This is a genomic window from Azospirillum sp. B2RO_4 (genome assembly GCF_051124815.1).
GTDB lineage: Bacteria > Pseudomonadota > Alphaproteobacteria > Azospirillales > Azospirillaceae > Azospirillum.
This window is the reverse complement of the sequence record NZ_CP118490.1, coordinates 19,403-35,547: the sequence shown is the minus strand read 5'-3', so window position 1 is coordinate 35,547 and position 16,145 is coordinate 19,403. Positions and strand designations below refer to the sequence as shown.

The 16,145-nt window shown below is 66.9% G+C and carries 14 protein-coding genes; 10 read left to right on the top strand and 4 right to left on the bottom strand.

Annotation, left to right across the window (positions count from 1 at the left end):
- The first annotated feature begins 73 nt into the window (after positions 1 to 73).
- From glpD to glpK, 8 genes are all read left to right on the top strand, one after another.
- Entirely contained in the window at positions 74 to 1,684 is a 1,611-nt protein-coding gene (glpD, locus tag PWS46_RS26340; protein WP_434624892.1) for a glycerol-3-phosphate dehydrogenase, read from the top strand.
- The gene (locus tag PWS46_RS26335) at positions 1,681 to 2,784 is read left to right on the top strand and encodes an ABC transporter ATP-binding protein (RefSeq protein WP_434624890.1); all 1,104 of its coding nucleotides are present in this window, start codon (positions 1,681 to 1,683) and stop codon (positions 2,782 to 2,784) included. Before glpD ends, PWS46_RS26335 begins: the two co-directional genes overlap by 4 nt.
- 14 nt (positions 2,785 to 2,798) lie before the next feature.
- Positions 2,799 to 3,890, top strand: a complete 1,092-nt coding sequence (locus PWS46_RS26330) for an ABC transporter ATP-binding protein (RefSeq protein ID WP_434624887.1) — start codon at positions 2,799 to 2,801, stop codon at positions 3,888 to 3,890.
- The gene (locus PWS46_RS26325) at positions 3,883 to 4,758 is read left to right on the top strand and encodes a carbohydrate ABC transporter permease (RefSeq protein WP_085091113.1); all 876 of its coding nucleotides are present in this window, start codon (positions 3,883 to 3,885) and stop codon (positions 4,756 to 4,758) included. The genes PWS46_RS26330 and PWS46_RS26325 overlap by 8 nt, the downstream gene beginning before the upstream one ends.
- Positions 4,755 to 5,624, top strand: a complete 870-nt coding sequence (locus PWS46_RS26320) for a carbohydrate ABC transporter permease (protein WP_434624883.1) — start codon at positions 4,755 to 4,757, stop codon at positions 5,622 to 5,624. The genes PWS46_RS26325 and PWS46_RS26320 overlap by 4 nt, the downstream gene beginning before the upstream one ends.
- Positions 5,625 to 5,639: 15 nt before the next feature.
- Entirely contained in the window at positions 5,640 to 5,918 is a 279-nt protein-coding gene (locus PWS46_RS26315; protein ID WP_244560968.1) for a DUF2160 domain-containing protein, read from the top strand.
- Positions 5,919 to 6,048: 130 nt separating this feature from the next.
- A complete protein-coding gene (locus PWS46_RS26310) occupies positions 6,049 to 7,812 on the top strand; it encodes an ABC transporter substrate-binding protein (RefSeq protein WP_434624881.1) in 1,764 nt (587 codons plus the stop codon).
- Positions 7,813 to 8,107: 295 nt separating this feature from the next.
- Positions 8,108 to 9,601, top strand: coding sequence for a glycerol kinase GlpK (gene glpK / locus PWS46_RS26305; protein WP_434624879.1), 1,494 nt, complete (start codon positions 8,108 to 8,110; stop codon positions 9,599 to 9,601).
- A 147-nt stretch (positions 9,602 to 9,748) separates the two neighbouring features.
- Here glpK and PWS46_RS26300 read toward each other — a convergent pair whose 3' ends face one another.
- A complete protein-coding gene (locus PWS46_RS26300; RefSeq protein ID WP_434624878.1) occupies positions 9,749 to 9,997 on the bottom strand; it encodes a hypothetical protein in 249 nt (82 codons plus the stop codon).
- A gap of 191 nt (positions 9,998 to 10,188) precedes the next feature.
- On the opposite strand from PWS46_RS26300, the gene PWS46_RS26295 reads away from it, so the two are divergent.
- Positions 10,189 to 10,704, top strand: a complete 516-nt coding sequence (locus tag PWS46_RS26295) for a hypothetical protein (protein ID WP_434624877.1) — start codon at positions 10,189 to 10,191, stop codon at positions 10,702 to 10,704.
- A gap of 42 nt (positions 10,705 to 10,746) precedes the next feature.
- On the opposite strand, the gene PWS46_RS26290 is transcribed toward PWS46_RS26295, so the two are convergent.
- A complete protein-coding gene (locus PWS46_RS26290; protein WP_434624876.1) occupies positions 10,747 to 12,372 on the bottom strand; it encodes a 3-(methylthio)propionyl-CoA ligase in 1,626 nt (541 codons plus the stop codon).
- Positions 12,357 to 12,818, bottom strand: coding sequence for a MerR family transcriptional regulator (locus PWS46_RS26285; protein WP_434624874.1), 462 nt, complete (start codon positions 12,816 to 12,818; stop codon positions 12,357 to 12,359). Before PWS46_RS26285 ends, PWS46_RS26290 begins: the two co-directional genes overlap by 16 nt.
- Positions 12,819 to 13,047: 229 nt before the next feature.
- Between PWS46_RS26285 and PWS46_RS26280 the strand changes: the two genes are divergently transcribed.
- Positions 13,048 to 14,748, top strand: coding sequence for an ArnT family glycosyltransferase (locus tag PWS46_RS26280; RefSeq protein WP_434624872.1), 1,701 nt, complete (start codon positions 13,048 to 13,050; stop codon positions 14,746 to 14,748).
- A gap of 13 nt (positions 14,749 to 14,761) precedes the next feature.
- Here the strand turns inward: PWS46_RS26280 and PWS46_RS26275 are convergent, their stop codons facing one another.
- Positions 14,762 to 16,144 carry a sigma-54-dependent transcriptional regulator gene (locus tag PWS46_RS26275; RefSeq protein WP_434624870.1) on the bottom strand — a complete coding sequence of 461 codons (1,383 nt, stop codon included), beginning with the start codon at positions 16,142 to 16,144 and terminating at the stop codon, positions 14,762 to 14,764.
- Position 16,145 lies beyond the last annotated feature (1 nt).

The following is a 16,145-nucleotide window of genomic DNA, read 5'->3' as shown; positions in this document are numbered from 1 at the left end:
AACGAACATTCTATGTTCCGAAACGAAAGCGGCCGGGTTCGCAAGGAACCGGCGCGGTACGGAGAGGAACCCAATGGCAAACGCGAGCCCTGCAGGAACGGACGGCCGGCTCGGCGAGACCGATAAGACGGTCACCGATCTGCTGATCGTCGGCGGCGGCGTGAATGGCGCGGGCATCGCCCGCGATGCGGTCGGGCGCGGGATGTCGGTGGTGCTGTGCGAACAGGGCGACCTTGCGGGCGCCACCTCGTCGGCCAGCACCAAGCTGATCCATGGCGGCCTGCGCTATCTCGAATATTACGAATTCCGTCTGGTGCGCGAAGCCCTGCAGGAGCGCGAGGTGCTGTTGCGCGCCGCTCCGCACATCATCTGGCCGTTGCGCTTCGTCCTGCCGCACGACAGCAGCATGCGCCCGGCCTGGATGGTGCGCATCGGCCTTTTCCTTTACGATCATCTGGGAAAGCGCAAGCTGCTGCCGGGCTCGCACGGCGTCGACCTGACCAGCGCCCCGGCGGGAAAGCCGCTGGCGGGCGGCTTCACCAAGGCGTTCGAATATTCGGACTGCTGGGTCGAGGACAGCCGGCTGGTCGTGCTGAACGCGATGGACGCGCAGGCGCGCGGGGCGGAAATCCTGACCCGCACCCGCTGCGAGAAGGCCGAGCGGCGCAACGGGCTGTGGGAAGCGTCGCTGGTCGATGTGACCACGGGAGCGACGCGCACCGTCCGCGCCCGCGCCCTGGTCAATGCCGCCGGCCCCTGGGTGCGCGAGATGATCGCCAAGCGCACAGGCGTCACCGTCGACAAGTCGGTGCGTCTGGTCAAAGGCAGCCACATCGTCGTGCCGAAGATGTATGAGGGCGACCACGCCTACATCTTCCAGAACGACGACCGCCGCATCGTCTTCGCCATTCCGTATGAGCGCGACTTCACCCTGATCGGCACCACCGACCTCGATTATTCGGGCGATCCCGGCGCGGTTGCGATCAGCCCGGACGAAGTCGCCTACATGTGCCGGGCGGTATCGCGCTATTTCGCCAAGCCGGTGCGCGAAAGCGACGTGGTGTGGACCTACAGCGGCGTCCGGCCGCTGTTCGACGACGCCAGCGGCAACGCCTCGGCCGTCACCCGCGACTATGTGCTGGAGATGGACGAGCCGGCCGGCGAGGCGCCGATGCTGTCGATCTTCGGCGGCAAGATCACCACCTTCCGCCGGCTGGCGGAGGAGGCGACGGAGAAGCTGGGCAAGGCGCTCGGCAAGGGCGGCGCCACCTGGACGGCCGCCGTGCCGCTTCCCGGCGGCGACATCGCCGACGCCGACTTCGCCGGCTTCCTGGCCGGTCTGAAGCGCAACCGGCCCTGGCTGCCCGATGCGCTGGCCCTGCGGCTGGCGCGGGCCTACGGCACGCGGGTGGAGCGGCTGCTGGGCGACGCCAGGGGGCTGGGTGATCTCGGTATCGATTTCGGGGGCGGCGTCCATGAGGCCGAACTCGACTATGCCGCGCGGGAGGAGTTCGCCATGACCGGCGACGATTTCCTGTGGCGGCGGTCAAAACTTGGGCTGCACCTGGACACTGCGATCCGGGAGGCCATCGGCGGCTGGTTCGACCGGCGCCGCGAAGCTACGGCCAACAGGGACATGGGCGGTGATACCGCCGGCCTGCGGTCGATGGGAGGAATGCGGTGACACTCACACTGGAAGGCGTGGCCAAGCGCGTCGGCGCCGAGCAGCATCTCCACCCCCTATCGCTGGAGTTGCAAGCCGGCAGCTTCAACGTCCTGCTGGGGCGGACGCTGGCCGGCAAGACGACGCTGATGCGGCTGATGGCCGGGCTGGACAAGCCGACCGCCGGGCGCGTGCTGGAAAACGGCAAGGACGTCACCGGCGCCTCGGTGCGCCATCGCGACGTGGCGATGGTCTATCAGCAGTTCATCAACTACCCGGCGATGACCGTCTACGAGAACATCGCCTCGCCGCTGCGCCGCCAGGGCAAGGACAAGGCGGAGATCGACGCCCAGGTGCGGCGCACCGCGGCCATGCTGCGGATCGAACCCTATCTGGAGCGCCTGCCGGCCGAACTGTCGGGCGGCCAGCAGCAGCGCTGTGCCATCGCCCGCGCGCTGGTGAAGGGGGCCGGCCTGCTTCTGCTCGACGAGCCGCTGGTCAACCTCGACTACAAGCTGCGCGAGGAACTGCGCGCCGAACTGCGCGACATCTTTGCGGACGGCAAGACCACGGTGGTCTACGCCACCACCGAACCGCAGGAGGCGCTGGTCCTCGGCGGCAATGTCACGGTCCTGCACGAGGGGCGGATGCTGCAGAGCGGGCCTACGGCGGATGTCTTCCACACCCCGACCTCGCTGGCCTGCGCGCAGGTGTTCAGCGACCCGCCGATGAACGTGATGGACGCGATCCTGACCAACGACCGCGTCGCCCTGTCCGACGGCACCAGCCTGCCGCTGTCGGCCCATGACCGCAACCTGCCGGCCGGCCCCTGCCGGGTCGGCATCCGCGCCAACCACCTGACGGTGCTGCGGCGGAGCGAGCGGCTGGTGCCGATCAAGGGCCGGGTCGCCCTGTCGGAGATCAGCGGGTCGGAGACCTTCGTCCATTTGCGCCACGGCGACACCACGCTGATCGCGCGGGAAGAGGGTGTCCACAGCCATCCCATCGGCAGCGACATCCAGGTCTATGCCGATCCCGACCGCATCTTCGTCTTTTCCACCGCCGGGCAACTGGTGGCGGCACCCAACTGGCGGCGCGGCGCGCTGCGCAACATCGCTTAAGGGGGGCGGGAGCGATGGCGACCATCCAATTCGACAATCTCGGCCACTCCTATCACCCGCACCCGACCAAGCCGGAGGATTACGCGCTCCGCCGCCTGTCGCAGGAGTGGGAGGACGGCAAGGCCTATGCGTTGCTGGGGCCGTCGGGCTGCGGCAAGTCCACGCTGCTGAACATCATCTCCGGTCTGCTGGTCCCCAGCGAAGGGCGGGTGCTGTTCGACGGGCTGGACGTCACCCGCTGCACCCCGGAAGAGCGCAACATCGCCCAGGTGTTCCAGTTCCCGGTGATATATGACACCATGACGGTGTACGAGAATCTCGCCTTCCCCCTGCGCAACCGCAAGGTTCCGGCCGCGGATGTCGACCGCCGCGTGCGGCAGGTGGCCGAGGCGCTGGACCTGACCGACGATCTGAAGAAGCGCGCCCAGCGGCTGACGCCGGACGCCAAGCAGAAGATCTCGATGGGCCGGGGCCTTGTGCGCTCCGACGTGGCGGCCATCCTGTTCGACGAGCCGCTGACCGTCATCGACCCGCACACCAAGTGGATCCTGCGGCGCAAGCTGCGCCAGATCCACGAGGAATACCGCCTGACCATGATCTACGTGACCCACGACCAGGTGGAGGCGCTGACCTTCGCCGACAAGGTCGCGGTGATGTACGAGGGTGCCATGGTCCAGCTCGGCACCCCGCAGGAGCTGTTCGAGAATCCGGAGCACACCTTCGTCGGCTATTTCATCGGCAGTCCCGGCATCAACCTGATGCCCTGCACGCTGGGCAACGACCATGCGCTGGTCGACGGAATCGCCATCCCGCTGCCCGACCGCGCCGTTCCCGCCGTGGGAGGCAAGTTCGAGCTGGGCATCCGTCCGGAATTCCTGGAGCTGACCCGCAGCGGCAGCGCCGGATCGATCCCGGTGCAGGTCACCGGCGTCGACGATCTCGGCACCTCCAAGCTGGCGACGGTGCGGATGGGCAACCACACGCTGAAGGCGCGGCTGAGCGAGGAACAGGAAATCCCGGCGCTCGACGCCGCCATCCGTTTCCCCACCCGGTGGACCAAGCTCTACCGCGACAGCCATCTGGTCGGAGGCGCAAGCCATGGATAAGGTCCAAGACAACCGGGCTTGGTTCCTGATCATCCCGGTCTTTCTGATCGTCGCCTTCAGCGCTGTGATCCCGCTGATGACGGTGGTCAATTATTCGGTGCAGGAGATCTTCGGCCCCGGCCAGACCTTCTTCGTCGGCACCGAATGGTTCGAGGCGGTGCTGACCGACGAACGGCTGCACGACGCGCTGGTCCGTCAGATCATCTATTCGCTGGCGGTGCTGGCGATCGAGATTCCCTTGGGCATCCTGATCGCTCTTGGCATGCCCGGCGGTCGCAGCGCTAAGACGTCGCTGACGCTGGTGCTGCTGGCCCTGCCGCTGCTGATCCCGTTCAACGTGGTCGGCACCATCTGGCAGATCTTCGGCCGCGGCGACATCGGCCTGCTGGGCGCCACCTTCCGCGCCATCGGCGTCGATTACAACTACACCAACAATTCGCTGGATGCCTGGCTGACCGTGCTGGTCATGGATGTCTGGCACTGGACCAGTCTGGTCGCGCTGCTGTGCTATGCCGGGCTGCAGTCGATCCCGCCGGCCTTCTATCAGGCGGCCAAGATCGACGGCGCGTCGAAATGGGCGGTGTTCCGCTACATCCAGCTGCCGAAGATGCGCGGCGTCCTGATCATCGCGGTGCTGCTGCGCTTCATGGACAGCTTCATGATCTACACCGAGCCGTTCGTTCTGACCGGCGGCGGCCCCGGCAACTCCACCACCTTCCTCAGCCAGTATCTGACGCAGATGGCGGTGGGGCAGTTCGACATCGGCAAGGCCGCGGCCTTCTCCATCGTCTACTTCCTGATCGTGCTGCTGTTCAGCTTCATCTTCTACACCGTCATCACCAACTCCGGATCGGGAGAGAAGAAATGAGCAAGGCTGCGGTTCTCGCTCCCGGCTCGCTGGCCGCTCCGGCCAATGTCCGCCGCTCCTCCGCCAGGGTGTCGAACAGGACGATCGTTCTCGTCTGCTACATCGTCTTCCTGATGCTGCCCATCTATTGGATGGTCAACATGTCCTTCAAGACGAACGAGGAGATCCTGTCGGGCCTGACGCTGTTCCCGCGGAATCCGACGCTGCAGAACTACGTCACCATCTTCACCGATCCCAGCTGGTACAGTGGCTACATCAACTCGATCTACTACGTCACGCTGAACACCATCATCTCGCTGACGGTGGCGCTGCCGGCGGCCTACGCCTTCTCGCGCTACCGCTTCATCGGCGACAAGCATGTGTTCTTCTGGCTGCTGACCAACCGGATGGCGCCGCCGGCCGTGTTCCTGCTGCCCTTCTTCCAGCTGTACCAGACGGTCGGCCTGTTCGACACGCATCTGGCCGTGGCACTCGCCCACTGCCTGTTCAACGTGCCGCTGGCGGTCTGGATCCTGGAAGGCTTCATGTCGGGCGTGCCGCGCGAGATCGACGAGATGGCCTACATCGACGGCTACAGCTTCCCGCGTTTCTTCGGCACGGTGTTCCTGCCGATGATCCGGGCCGGCGTCGGCGTCACCGCCTTCTTCTGCTTCATGTTCAGCTGGGTCGAGCTGCTGCTGGCCCGCACGCTGACCTCGGTCGACGCCAAGCCGATCGCCGCGACCATGACCCGCACCGTCAGCGCGTCGGGCATGGACTGGGGCCTGCTGGCCGCCGCCGGCGTGCTGACCATCCTGCCGGGCGCGCTCGTGATCTGGTTCGTCCGCAACTACATCGCCAAGGGCTTCGCCCTGGGCCGGGTCTAAGGGAGGCCTCGCGTCATGGATATGGGTTGGATGGCGTGGACCGCGCCGACCGCGATCTTCTTCGTCTGCATCGCCCTGATGCTGGCCGGGATGACGGTGTGGGAGGTGCTGTCGCCGACTGTGGAGGCCAAGGGCTTCCTGCCGATGCGCACCACCCGCGGCGACCGCCTGTTCATCGGCCTGCTGGGCAGCGCCTTCATCCATCTGGGCTGGCTCGCCGCGACCGACGTGTCGCTGTGGGGCGCCTCCGCGGTCTCGCTGCTGTGGGTCGCGTTCGTGATCCGCTTCGGCTGAGGAGAGACAGGGTTTTCACGGGATCCGTTCCTCCGCGGGGCTGCGGGGAGGACGGCAAGAACGGTGGTTTCCGCCGGTAGCGTAACAATCAAACGTCAACCAGACACCAAGTCGACAAGTGGGAGGAAGCATGCTTCAGCACCAGACTCTGCGGCGCCGCCTGACCGGGGCCGTGATGGCCGGCGGCATCGGCGTTCTGCTGGCGATGGCCTCGGCGGCCCCGTCCGCCGCCATGACGCCGGACCAGGAAGCCGTCGCCAAGCGCATCATCGAGGAACTCCAGCCCTCCACGCTCTCCAAGGACGAGCAGATGAAGGAGCTGGAATGGTTCGTGAAGGCGGCCGAGCCGTACAAGGGCATGGAGATCAACGTCGTCTCCGAGACGCTGACGACGCACGAGTTCGAATCGAAGACCCTCGCCAAGCTGTTCAGCGAGCTTACCGGCATCAAGCTGAAGCACGACCTGATCCAGGAAGGCGACGTCATCGAGAAGCTGCAGACGCAGATGCAGTCGGGCCGCAACGTCTATGACGCCTACGTCAACGACAGCGACCTGATCGGCACCCACGTCCGCTACGGTCAGGCCGTCGCCCTGTCCGACTTCATGGCCGGCGAGGGCAAGGACGTCACCCTGCCGACGCTGGACGTCAAGGACTTCATCGGCACCAGCTTTACCACCGGCCCGGACGGCAAGCTGTACCAGCTGCCCGACCAGCAGTTCGCCAACCTCTACTGGTTCCGCGCCGACTGGTTCGCCCGTCCGGACCTGAAGGAGAAGTTCAAGGCCAAGTACGGCTATGATCTCGGCGTGCCGCAGAACTGGTCGGCCTACGAGGACATCGCCGACTTCTTCACCAACGACGTGAAGGAAATCGACGGCGTCCGCGTCTACGGCCACATGGATTACGGCAAGAAGGACCCGTCGCTCGGCTGGCGCTTCACCGATGCGTGGCTGTCGATGGCCGGTGCCGGCGACAAGGGCCTGCCGAACGGCAAGCCGGTGGACGAATGGGGCATTCGCGTCGAGGGCTGCCGCCCGGCCGGCGCCTCGGTCAAGCGCGGCGGCGCCACCAACGGTCCGGCCGCCGTCTACTCGCTGACAAAGTACATCGACTGGCTGAAGAAGTACGCGCCGCCGGAAGCCTCGGGCATGACCTTCTCCGAAGCCGGCCCGGTGCCGGCCCAGGGTGCGGTCGCGCAGCAGATCTTCTGGTACACCGCTTTCACCGCCGACATGACCAAGAAGGGCCTGCCCGTCGTCAACGAGGACGGCTCGCCGAAGTGGCGCATGGCCCCCTCGCCGCATGGCCCGTACTGGCAGGAAGGCATGAAGCTGGGCTACCAGGACGTCGGTTCCTGGACGCTGCTGAAGTCGACGCCGCTGGAGCGCCGCAAGGCCGCCTGGCTCTATGCCCAGTTCACCGTGTCGAAGACCGCGTCGCTGAAGAAGACGCTGGTCGGCCTGACGCCGATCCGCGAAAGCGACATCCAGTCCGAGGCGATGACCAAGGTCGCGCCGCAGCTGGGCGGTCTGGTCGAGTTCTACCGCAGCCCGGCCCGCGTCGCCTGGACGCCGACCGGCACCAACGTGCCGGACTATCCGAAGCTGGCCCCGCTGTGGTGGCAGAACATCGCCGAGGCGGTCACGGGTGAGCGCACCCCGCAGCAGGCGATGGACAATCTGGCCGACCAGATGGAGCAGGTCATGGCCCGCATGGAGCGCGCCAAGATCGGCGGCGAATGCGCCCCGCAGCTGAACAAGCCGCAGGACGCCAAGGTCTGGTTCGACAAGGAGGGTGCTCCGAAGCCGAAGCTGGCCAACGAGAAGCCGAAGGGCGAGACCGTTGCCTACGACGACCTGCTGAAGGCCTGGAAGGAAGGCCGCGCCCGCTGATCCGGGCTGCGGTGACGGGTTCTCCCTTCCGGCGGGCGTCCTGGTTGCGCCGGAGGTGACCCTGGGGCGGCGGCCATTCTTTCAGAGGCAGGCCGTCGCCCCGATTTTTATGTCCCTGAATATCCCCTCTCCCCCCCGGGGAGAGGGTTAGGGTGAGGGGGATGCGCGGCGTGTCTTTCGATAGTTGAAGCCGCTCCGCATTCCTTGAAAAGTCACGTCATGCATCCCCCTCACCCCGACCCTCTCCCCGGGGGGGAGAGGGAGGAAGCGCAAGAAATCACGAGGGAACGCTTCCATGACCAAGGCCGGCCATATCCTCGCCATCGACCAGGGCACCACCTCGTCGCGGGCGATCCTGTTCGATGGCAGGGGGACTCCGCTGGCCGAGGCGCGGCGCGAGTTCCCCCAGCACTACCCCGGTGACGGCTGGGTCGAGCATGACCCCGCCGACATCCTGCGCGACATCCGCGCCGTGGCGCGCGAGGCGGTGGAGAAGGCCGGGATCGACGCCGCCGCCATCGCTGCCATTGGCATCACCAACCAGCGCGAGACCGCCGTGGTGTGGGACCGCGCCACCGGCGAGCCGATCCACCGCGCCATCGTCTGGCAGGACCGCCGCACCGCGTCGCTCTGCCACGATCTGGTCGCCGCCGGCCATGCCGAACTGGTGCGATCCAAGAGCGGCCTGCTGATCGACGCCTATTTCTCCGCCACCAAGATCGCCTGGATCCTCGACCATGTGCCGGGCGCCCGCGCGCGGGCCGAACGCGGCGAGCTGTGCTTCGGCACCATCGACAGTTTCCTGATCTATCACCTGACCGGGCGCCGGGTGCATGCGACCGACGCGACCAACGCTTCGCGCACCATGCTGTTCGACATCCATGCCCAGGATTGGGACGACGAGCTGCTGGCGCTGTTCCGGGTGCCGCGCGCCATGCTGCCGCGGGTGCTGGACAGCTCCGACGATTTCGGCGCCACCGAACCGGAGCTGCTCGGCCGGCCGGTCCCCATCGCCGGGGTGGCGGGCGACCAGCAGGCGGCGGCCTTCGGACAGGCCTGCCTGACGCCGGGCATGGCGAAATCGACCTACGGCACCGGCTGCTTCGCGCTGATCAACACCGGAGAGACGCCGGTGGTGTCGAAGAACCGGCTGCTGACCACCGTCGCCTACCGGCTGAACGGCAAGACCGCCTACGCCCAGGAAGGCTCGATCTTCGTGGCGGGCGCCGCCATCAAATGGCTGCGCGACGGCATCGGCATCATCACCCATGCCAGCCAGACCGACGACATGGCGACCCGCGTGCCCGACAGCCACGGCGTCTATTTCGTCCCGGCCTTCGTCGGGCTGGGCGCCCCGCATTGGGATTCGGATGCCCGCGCCGCAATCTTCGGCATGACGCTGGATGTCGGCCCCGCCCACATCGCCCGCGCGGCGCTGGAGGCGGTCGCCTACCAGACCCGCGATTTGATGGAGGCGATGGCCGGTGACTGGGGCGGCACCATCAACGCGCTGCGCATCGACGGCGGCATGGCGGCCAACGACTGGCTCTGCCAGTTCCTGGCCGACCTGCTGAACATGCCGGTCGAACGCCCGAAGGTGATCGAGACCACGGCGCTGGGCGCCGCCTGCCTCGCGGCGCTGCGGGTCGGCGTGTTCGACGGGTTGGAGTCGGTGTCCGATGCCTGGCGCAGCGAGCGCCGGTTCGAGCCGCGCATGGAGCAGGACAGGCGCGACCGCCTCTATGGCGGCTGGCGCGACGCCGTGGCGCGGGTGCGGTCGGAGCGCTGAAAAGCCTTGTTGGCCGGAATTTGCAGGAATTGTGGCGCAGACGAACAAGTTTCCTTCTTCGTCGGCCGGTAGATTGACCTTGGTTGCGCGCTCCTCCCTCGGGTGCGTCGTCCTCGCCACTCCCGCGGGGACACTGGGCCGGACGGTTCATGCCGTCCGGCCCGATTTCTTTTCCGGCATTAACGGAATGCCATCCACTTGCATGATGATCTCCGGCATGAAATGAGAGAACAGGGGCAGTTCCAAGACAACCCGGTTGTCGATTGACAACCATTCAGTCTGTCCCATAATCATGTGCTGGAGACGGGCGTGACGCGGAACAGGCATCCGAAGAAGGAGATCGAGGAGGCCGTCCTCTATGCGGAGCGTCAAGGCTGGACGTGGCAGAAGGGCCATGGTCACTGCTGGGGACTGCTTCGTTGCCCGGAAAACGAGGCCGACTGCCGTTGCGGGGAATTCTGCCAGATCTCGGTTTGGAGTACACCGCGAGTGCCGGAGAACGAGGCGCGCAAGATTCGCCGGGCAGTCGATGGCTGTGTCTATGCGGATCGCCCTAAAACAGGCAAGTCCTAGGGAGTGGGTGCGAGATGTGGGAGTTCGTCTTGAAATTCCGCCTGCCGTCCGGTGGGGAAGAGCCGACGGCATGGTTGGACGCCCTGTTCGAAGCCGGCTGCGATGATGCCACCATCGGTGCCGGACGGCGCGGCTCCATCGCATTGGACTTCACGCGAGAGGCGGCCTCCGCCGACATGGCGGTCCGCTCCGCCATCGCCGAGGTGCTGACGGCAATTCCCGGTGCGCAGTTGACCGAGATCGCCCCCGATCTGGTCAACCTCGCCGATCTGGCGGAGATCGTCGGCTGTTCGCGCCAGAACATCCGGAAATATGCCGCCGGTGAGATCAGGACGGTGGCAGCCGCCTTTCCCGATCCGGTCTATACCGGAAATCCCAGCCTGTGGCGTCTGGCGGAGGTGCTGGTCTGGTTCGACCGAAACACCGACCTTCACCCCGACCCGAGGTCGGTCGAGCTTGCTCGCATCGCATCGGAGATCGGCGCGGACATCCAGCGGCGGCGGCTTGCCGAATTGATCGCCGCCGAATGAGCGGAGCGGGGACGGAAAAGTCCGCCCCCGGCCTTGTTTGGATCACTCCCCGTCCGGGCCGGTCAGCATGTGGCGGATCTCGCTCTTCAACAGCTTGCCGGTGGCGGTGTGGGGCAGGCTGTCGACGAAGCGGACGTCGTCGGGGATGCACCATTTCGCGACCTTGCCGTCGAAGACCGCCAGCAGCTCCTCGCGGGTCAGGGCGGAGTCCGGCTTGCGGACGACGACGAGCACCGGGCGCTCGCCCCATTTCTCGTCGGGAACCGCGACTGCGGCGGCTTCCTGCACGCCGGGATGGCCGACGGCGATGTTCTCCAGGTCGATGGAACTGATCCATTCACCGCCGGACTTGATGACGTCCTTGGTGCGGTCGACGATCTGGACATAGCCGTCGGCGTCCATCGTCACCACGTCGCCGGTTTCGAACCAGCCCGGCACCGTCTGGTGGGCGGGGCTTTCCGTCACGCCGAAATAGCCGGCGCAGACGGTGGGCCCGCGCACCAGCAGCCGGCCGAAGCTGGTGCCGTCGCGCGCCACGTCGTTGCCGGAGCCGTCGACCACCCGGAACTGCACGCCGCAGATCGGCCGCCCCTGCTTGGAGGCGAGCGCCAGCGCCGCGTCGGCGTCCAGCCCGCGATGCTTGCCCTTCGGCATGTTGGCGAGGCCGAGCGGGCTGGTCTCCGTCATGCCCCAGGCGTGCAGGACCTCCACCCCCATCTCCTGGAAGCGCTGGATCATCACCGGCGGACAGGCGGAACCGCCGATGGCGATGCGGCGCATGGTCGTGAGCTTCTTCTTGTTGGCGTCCAGCCAGTTCAGCAGGGCCAGCCACACGGTCGGCACGCCGGCGGTGTTGGTCACCTTTTCGCTTTCGAACAGCTCGTACAGGCTGGCACCGTCCAGCTTGCCACCGGGGAAGACCAGTTTCGCCCCGACCATCGGGGCCGCATAAGGGACGCCCCAGGCGTTGACGTGGAACATCGGCACCACCGGCAGCACCACGTCCGACGCCGACAGTCCGAACACGTCCGGCATGCAGGCAGCCATGGCGTGCAGGTAGGAGGAGCGGTGGCTGTACAGCACGCCCTTCGGATTGCCGGTGGTGCCGGAGGTGTAGCACATGCCGCAGGCGGTGTTCTCGTCCAACTCCGGCCAGTCGAAGCCGTCGGGCTGTTCGGCCAGCAGATCCTCGTAGCACAGCAGGTTGGGCAGGCTGGAGGCCGGCATGTTGGCCCGGTCGGTCATCACGACGATGCCCTTCAGCCCTGTCAGCTCACTGGCGATGCCCTCCAGCAGCGGCACGAAGGTGAGGTCGGTGAACAGCAGCCGGTCTTCGGCGTGGTTGACGATGTAGGCGATCTGTTCCGGGAACAGGCGCGGGTTGATGGTGTGGCAGACCATGCCCGAGCCGCCGATGCCGTAATAGCATTCCAGATGGCGATAGCCGTTCCAGGCCAGCGTGCCGATGCGGTCGCCCGGCTGCATCCCCAGCGCCGCCAGCGCATTGGCCAGCTTCTGGGCGCGGACCCAGGCGTCGGCATAGGTGTAGCGGTGTATCGGTCCCTCGGTGGTGCGCGACACGATTTCGGTGTCGGCATGGTATAGGGCCGCGTGACGCAGGATCGACGTCACCAGCAGCGGGCCATTCATCATCATTCCGCGCAGCATCGTTTCACTCCCGGTTCATTTCTCTTCTGTGTGGGCACGGTCTGCATAGGGTCGTCGTCAGGCAGGCAGGCGGCAAGCCGCCGTTCGGCATCGGCTTCCATCGCCTTCAGCTCACCGATCACCTCGGCGATTTCCGACTGCATGCGCTCAAGCTCGGTCAGGCGGGCGCGGATCTTGCGCAGGCCGTCGCGATATTGCCCGGCGCTGGGCCGGCCGGAGCGGTAATGGGCAAGATATTCGGCGATCTGCTCCAGCGAGAATCCGAGTCGCCGGAATTTGAGAATCAGCATCAGCCGGGCGCGGTCGCGGTAGGTGAACACCCGCCGTCCTCCCGCCCGTTGCGGCGCCAGCAATCCCTTTTCCTCGTAAAAGCGCAACGCCTGCGGCGTGAGGTCGAACTCCGCCGCCAGCTCCGTCACGCCATACACACGATCCCGTTCGGCCATGGACAATCCCCTGTACCAACGATTTCGCCACGGCTGCCGGGGGGAAGTCAACGTCAATGAGCTAAAGTGGACTTTATGTCGCGTTGTGGGGAGCGTCCACGCATCGGGGGATTCCCTTACCGGTCATGTCAGAGATTTCACATGACAAGCTGCGATGACCGATGCTTTCTGCAGATCGGCCAGGGGTGGCCCAAGGATGGCTGGCGGACGGGAAGCGGGGGAGCCGGGCGTGACGGGGAAGAGCAGCGTTTTGCGCCGGCTGATCGGCGAGCCCTGGGATCTTGCCGCCGCACTGGGTTTGCTGGCCCTGATCGTATTGGTCGCCGTCACCTTCCGGCAATACGGCATCTCCAACGACGAGGAGGTGCAGCATGTCTATGGCGCCAAGCTGATCGACTGGTACCGCAGCGGCTTCACCGACGATTCGGCCTTTACCTACAAGAACCTCTATCTCTATGGCGGGCTGTTCGACATGGCGGCGGTGGCGCTGGCGCCGCTGCTGCCCTTCGACCCCTATGAGACGCGGCACCTGCTGTGCGCCCTGATCGGGGTGGCGGGAATCGCGGTGGTCTGGGGCGTCGGCCGCCGGGTCGCCGGGCCGCGGGCCGGGTTCCTGGCCGGGGCGCTGCTGGCGCTGTGCGGCCCCTGGTATGGCGGGCTGTTCAACCACACCAAGGACGTGCCCTTCGCCGTGCTGATGATGGCGGCGGTGGCGATGTTGATCCGGCTGGTCGGGCAGATGCCGCGGCCCCGCTGGGGGACGGTGCTGGGATTGGGCGCCGTCGTCGGGCTGGCGCTGGGCATCCGGGTCGGGGCGCTGCTGGTGGCCGGCTATGCGGCGGCGGCGCTGGCGGGATGGGTGCTGGCGGGCGGAGTCTCCGTCGAACGGCTGCGCGACGCCGGCCGGGGAACCTTGCGGCTGTTGCCGGCGCTGCCGGTCGCCTATGGGCTGATGGCGGTCTTCTGGCCCTGGGCTGTGCTGGAGCCGCTGAACCCGTTGCGGGCGCTGGCCGATTTCTCGCATTTCCATTACCCGATCCGCACCATGCTGGGCGGCACCGAATATTGGATGTACGAGGTGCCGCGCAGCTATCTGGTCTGGTATCTGGGGGTCAAGCTGCCGCTGGTGATGCTGGGCGGTGCGGCGCTGGGGCTGCTGGTGCTGCCGGTGATGATGTATCGCGACCGGCTGGCGGGGGACGACGGACGGGTCCGCGCGGTCGGCTGCGGGCTGGTGGCGCTGGCGGCGTTGTTCCCGGTTGCCTGGTTCACCATCACCCATGCGCCCGGCTACACCGCGATCCGCCATTTCCTGTTCGTGCTGCCGCCGTTGGCGGTGCTGGGCGGCATCGGGCTGGACCGGCTGCTCGGCTGGGCCGGGGCCTGGAGGTTCGGCGTGTCGCAGCGGACGGGGCGCGGCCTGTCGGCGGCGGCGCTGGCCGGGGTCGCATTGGCGCTGGTGCTGGGCCGCGAGGCGACGGTCCTGGAGTCGCTGCATCCGGACGAATATGTCTATTTCAATGAGCTGGTCGGCGGCGTCGCCGGTGCAGTGCGCAAGTACGATGTCGATTACTGGGTCAACAGCCTGCCGGAGGCGGTCGAGGACCTGTCCGAGGTGATCGCGGCGGAGGAAGCGCGCACCCACCATCACAAGACCTACAGCGTCGCCGTCTGCGCCGAGCCGCTGGCCTTCGAGAAGCTGGCGCCGGCCAACATGCGCTGGGTCAACGACTGGAACCGCGCCGACTTCTTCATCGCGCCGACGCAGGAGGACTGCGACACGCTGATGACCGGCCCGACGGTGGCGGAGGTCGAACGCGACGGCGCCCTGCTGGCGGTGGTGAAGGATCTGCGCAAGCCGGCGGAACCGGCGGAAACCACCGTCGAAATGGCTCGACTGCGCACCGGCCGCCACCAGCGGCATTGGTGACTGGCGACCGCCGTCAGCCGCGGGGCAGGAAGCGCGTGCGGTCCAGACCGTGGCGGGCCATCTTTTCGTTCAACGTGCGGCGCGGGATGTCCAGCAGGTCCATCACCGACTTGATGTCGCCCTTGCAGCGGTCCAGCGCCTGTTCGATCACGCGCTTCTCGAAGGCGTCGACCTGATCGGCCAATGCGCGTGGGGTCACTGCCGCCTCACCGCCGACCGGGCGGCGGCGCAGCAGGCCGGCGACGCCGTTGCGCCCGACCGACAGGACATGACGCTCGGCCAGATTGCGCAGTTCGCGCACATTGCCGGGCCAGTCATGGGCGAGCAGCGCGTCGATATCGGCCGGCTCCAGCGGGCGCGGCTCGCGGCCATGGCGGGCGGCGAACTCGGCGGTGAAATAGTCGAACAGCAGCGGAATGTCCTCCGCCCGTGCCCGCAGCGGCGGGATGTGCAGCTCCGCCACATTGAGGCGGTAGTAGAGGTCGGCACGGAAGCGTCCCTCTTCGCTGAGGTTGAGCAGGTCGATCTTGGTTGCCGCCACCAGCCGCAGGTCGACCGGAACCTGCTTGTTGGAGCCCAGCCGTTCGATGGTGCGTTCCTGCAGGGCGCGCAGCAGCTTGACCTGAATGGCCAGCGGCATGCTCTCGATCTCGTCGAGGAACAGGGTGCCGCCGCTGGAATGTTCCAGCTTGCCGGCGCGGCGCTGGGTGGCGCCGGTGAAGGCGCCGGGTTCATGCCCGAACAGCTCGCTTTCCGCCATGCTGTCGGGAATGGCGCCGCAATTGACGGCGACGAAGGCGCCCTTCGCTCCTCTGGGTCCGAAATCATGCAGGCAGCGGGCGACCAGCTCCTTCCCCGTGCCGGTCTCGCCATGGATCAGCACGCTGGCGCTGGTGGCGGCGAGGTCTATCAGCTCGCGCCGCAACTCGGCGATGGCGGGGGAGGTGCCGATCAGCTTCGACTCGATCCCGCCGCCGGCGGCCCGGCGGCGCAGGCCGCGGTTCTCCAGCACCAGACGGCGCTTCTCCGCCGCGCGGCGGATGACGGCGACCAGATGGTCGGGTTCGAAGGGCTTCTCGATGAAGTCGTAGGCGCCGCGCCGCATCGCCTCCACCGCCAGCGCCACGTCGCCATGACCGGTCACCAGAATCACCGGCAGGTCGGCGTCACGCTCCAGCGCCCGTTCCAGCACCGCCATGCCGTCCATCCGCGGCATCCGCACGTCGGTGACCAGCACGCCGGGAAAGTCGGGCGCCAGCAGGTCGAGCGCCGGCTGCGGCGTCTCGAAGCCCTGCGCCGCGAAGCCGGCCAGTTGCAGCCATTGCGTCACCGACACGCGCATCGCCAGTTCGTCGTCGATGAACAGGACGGGTGTGGCGAGCGGATCGGTCTTCATC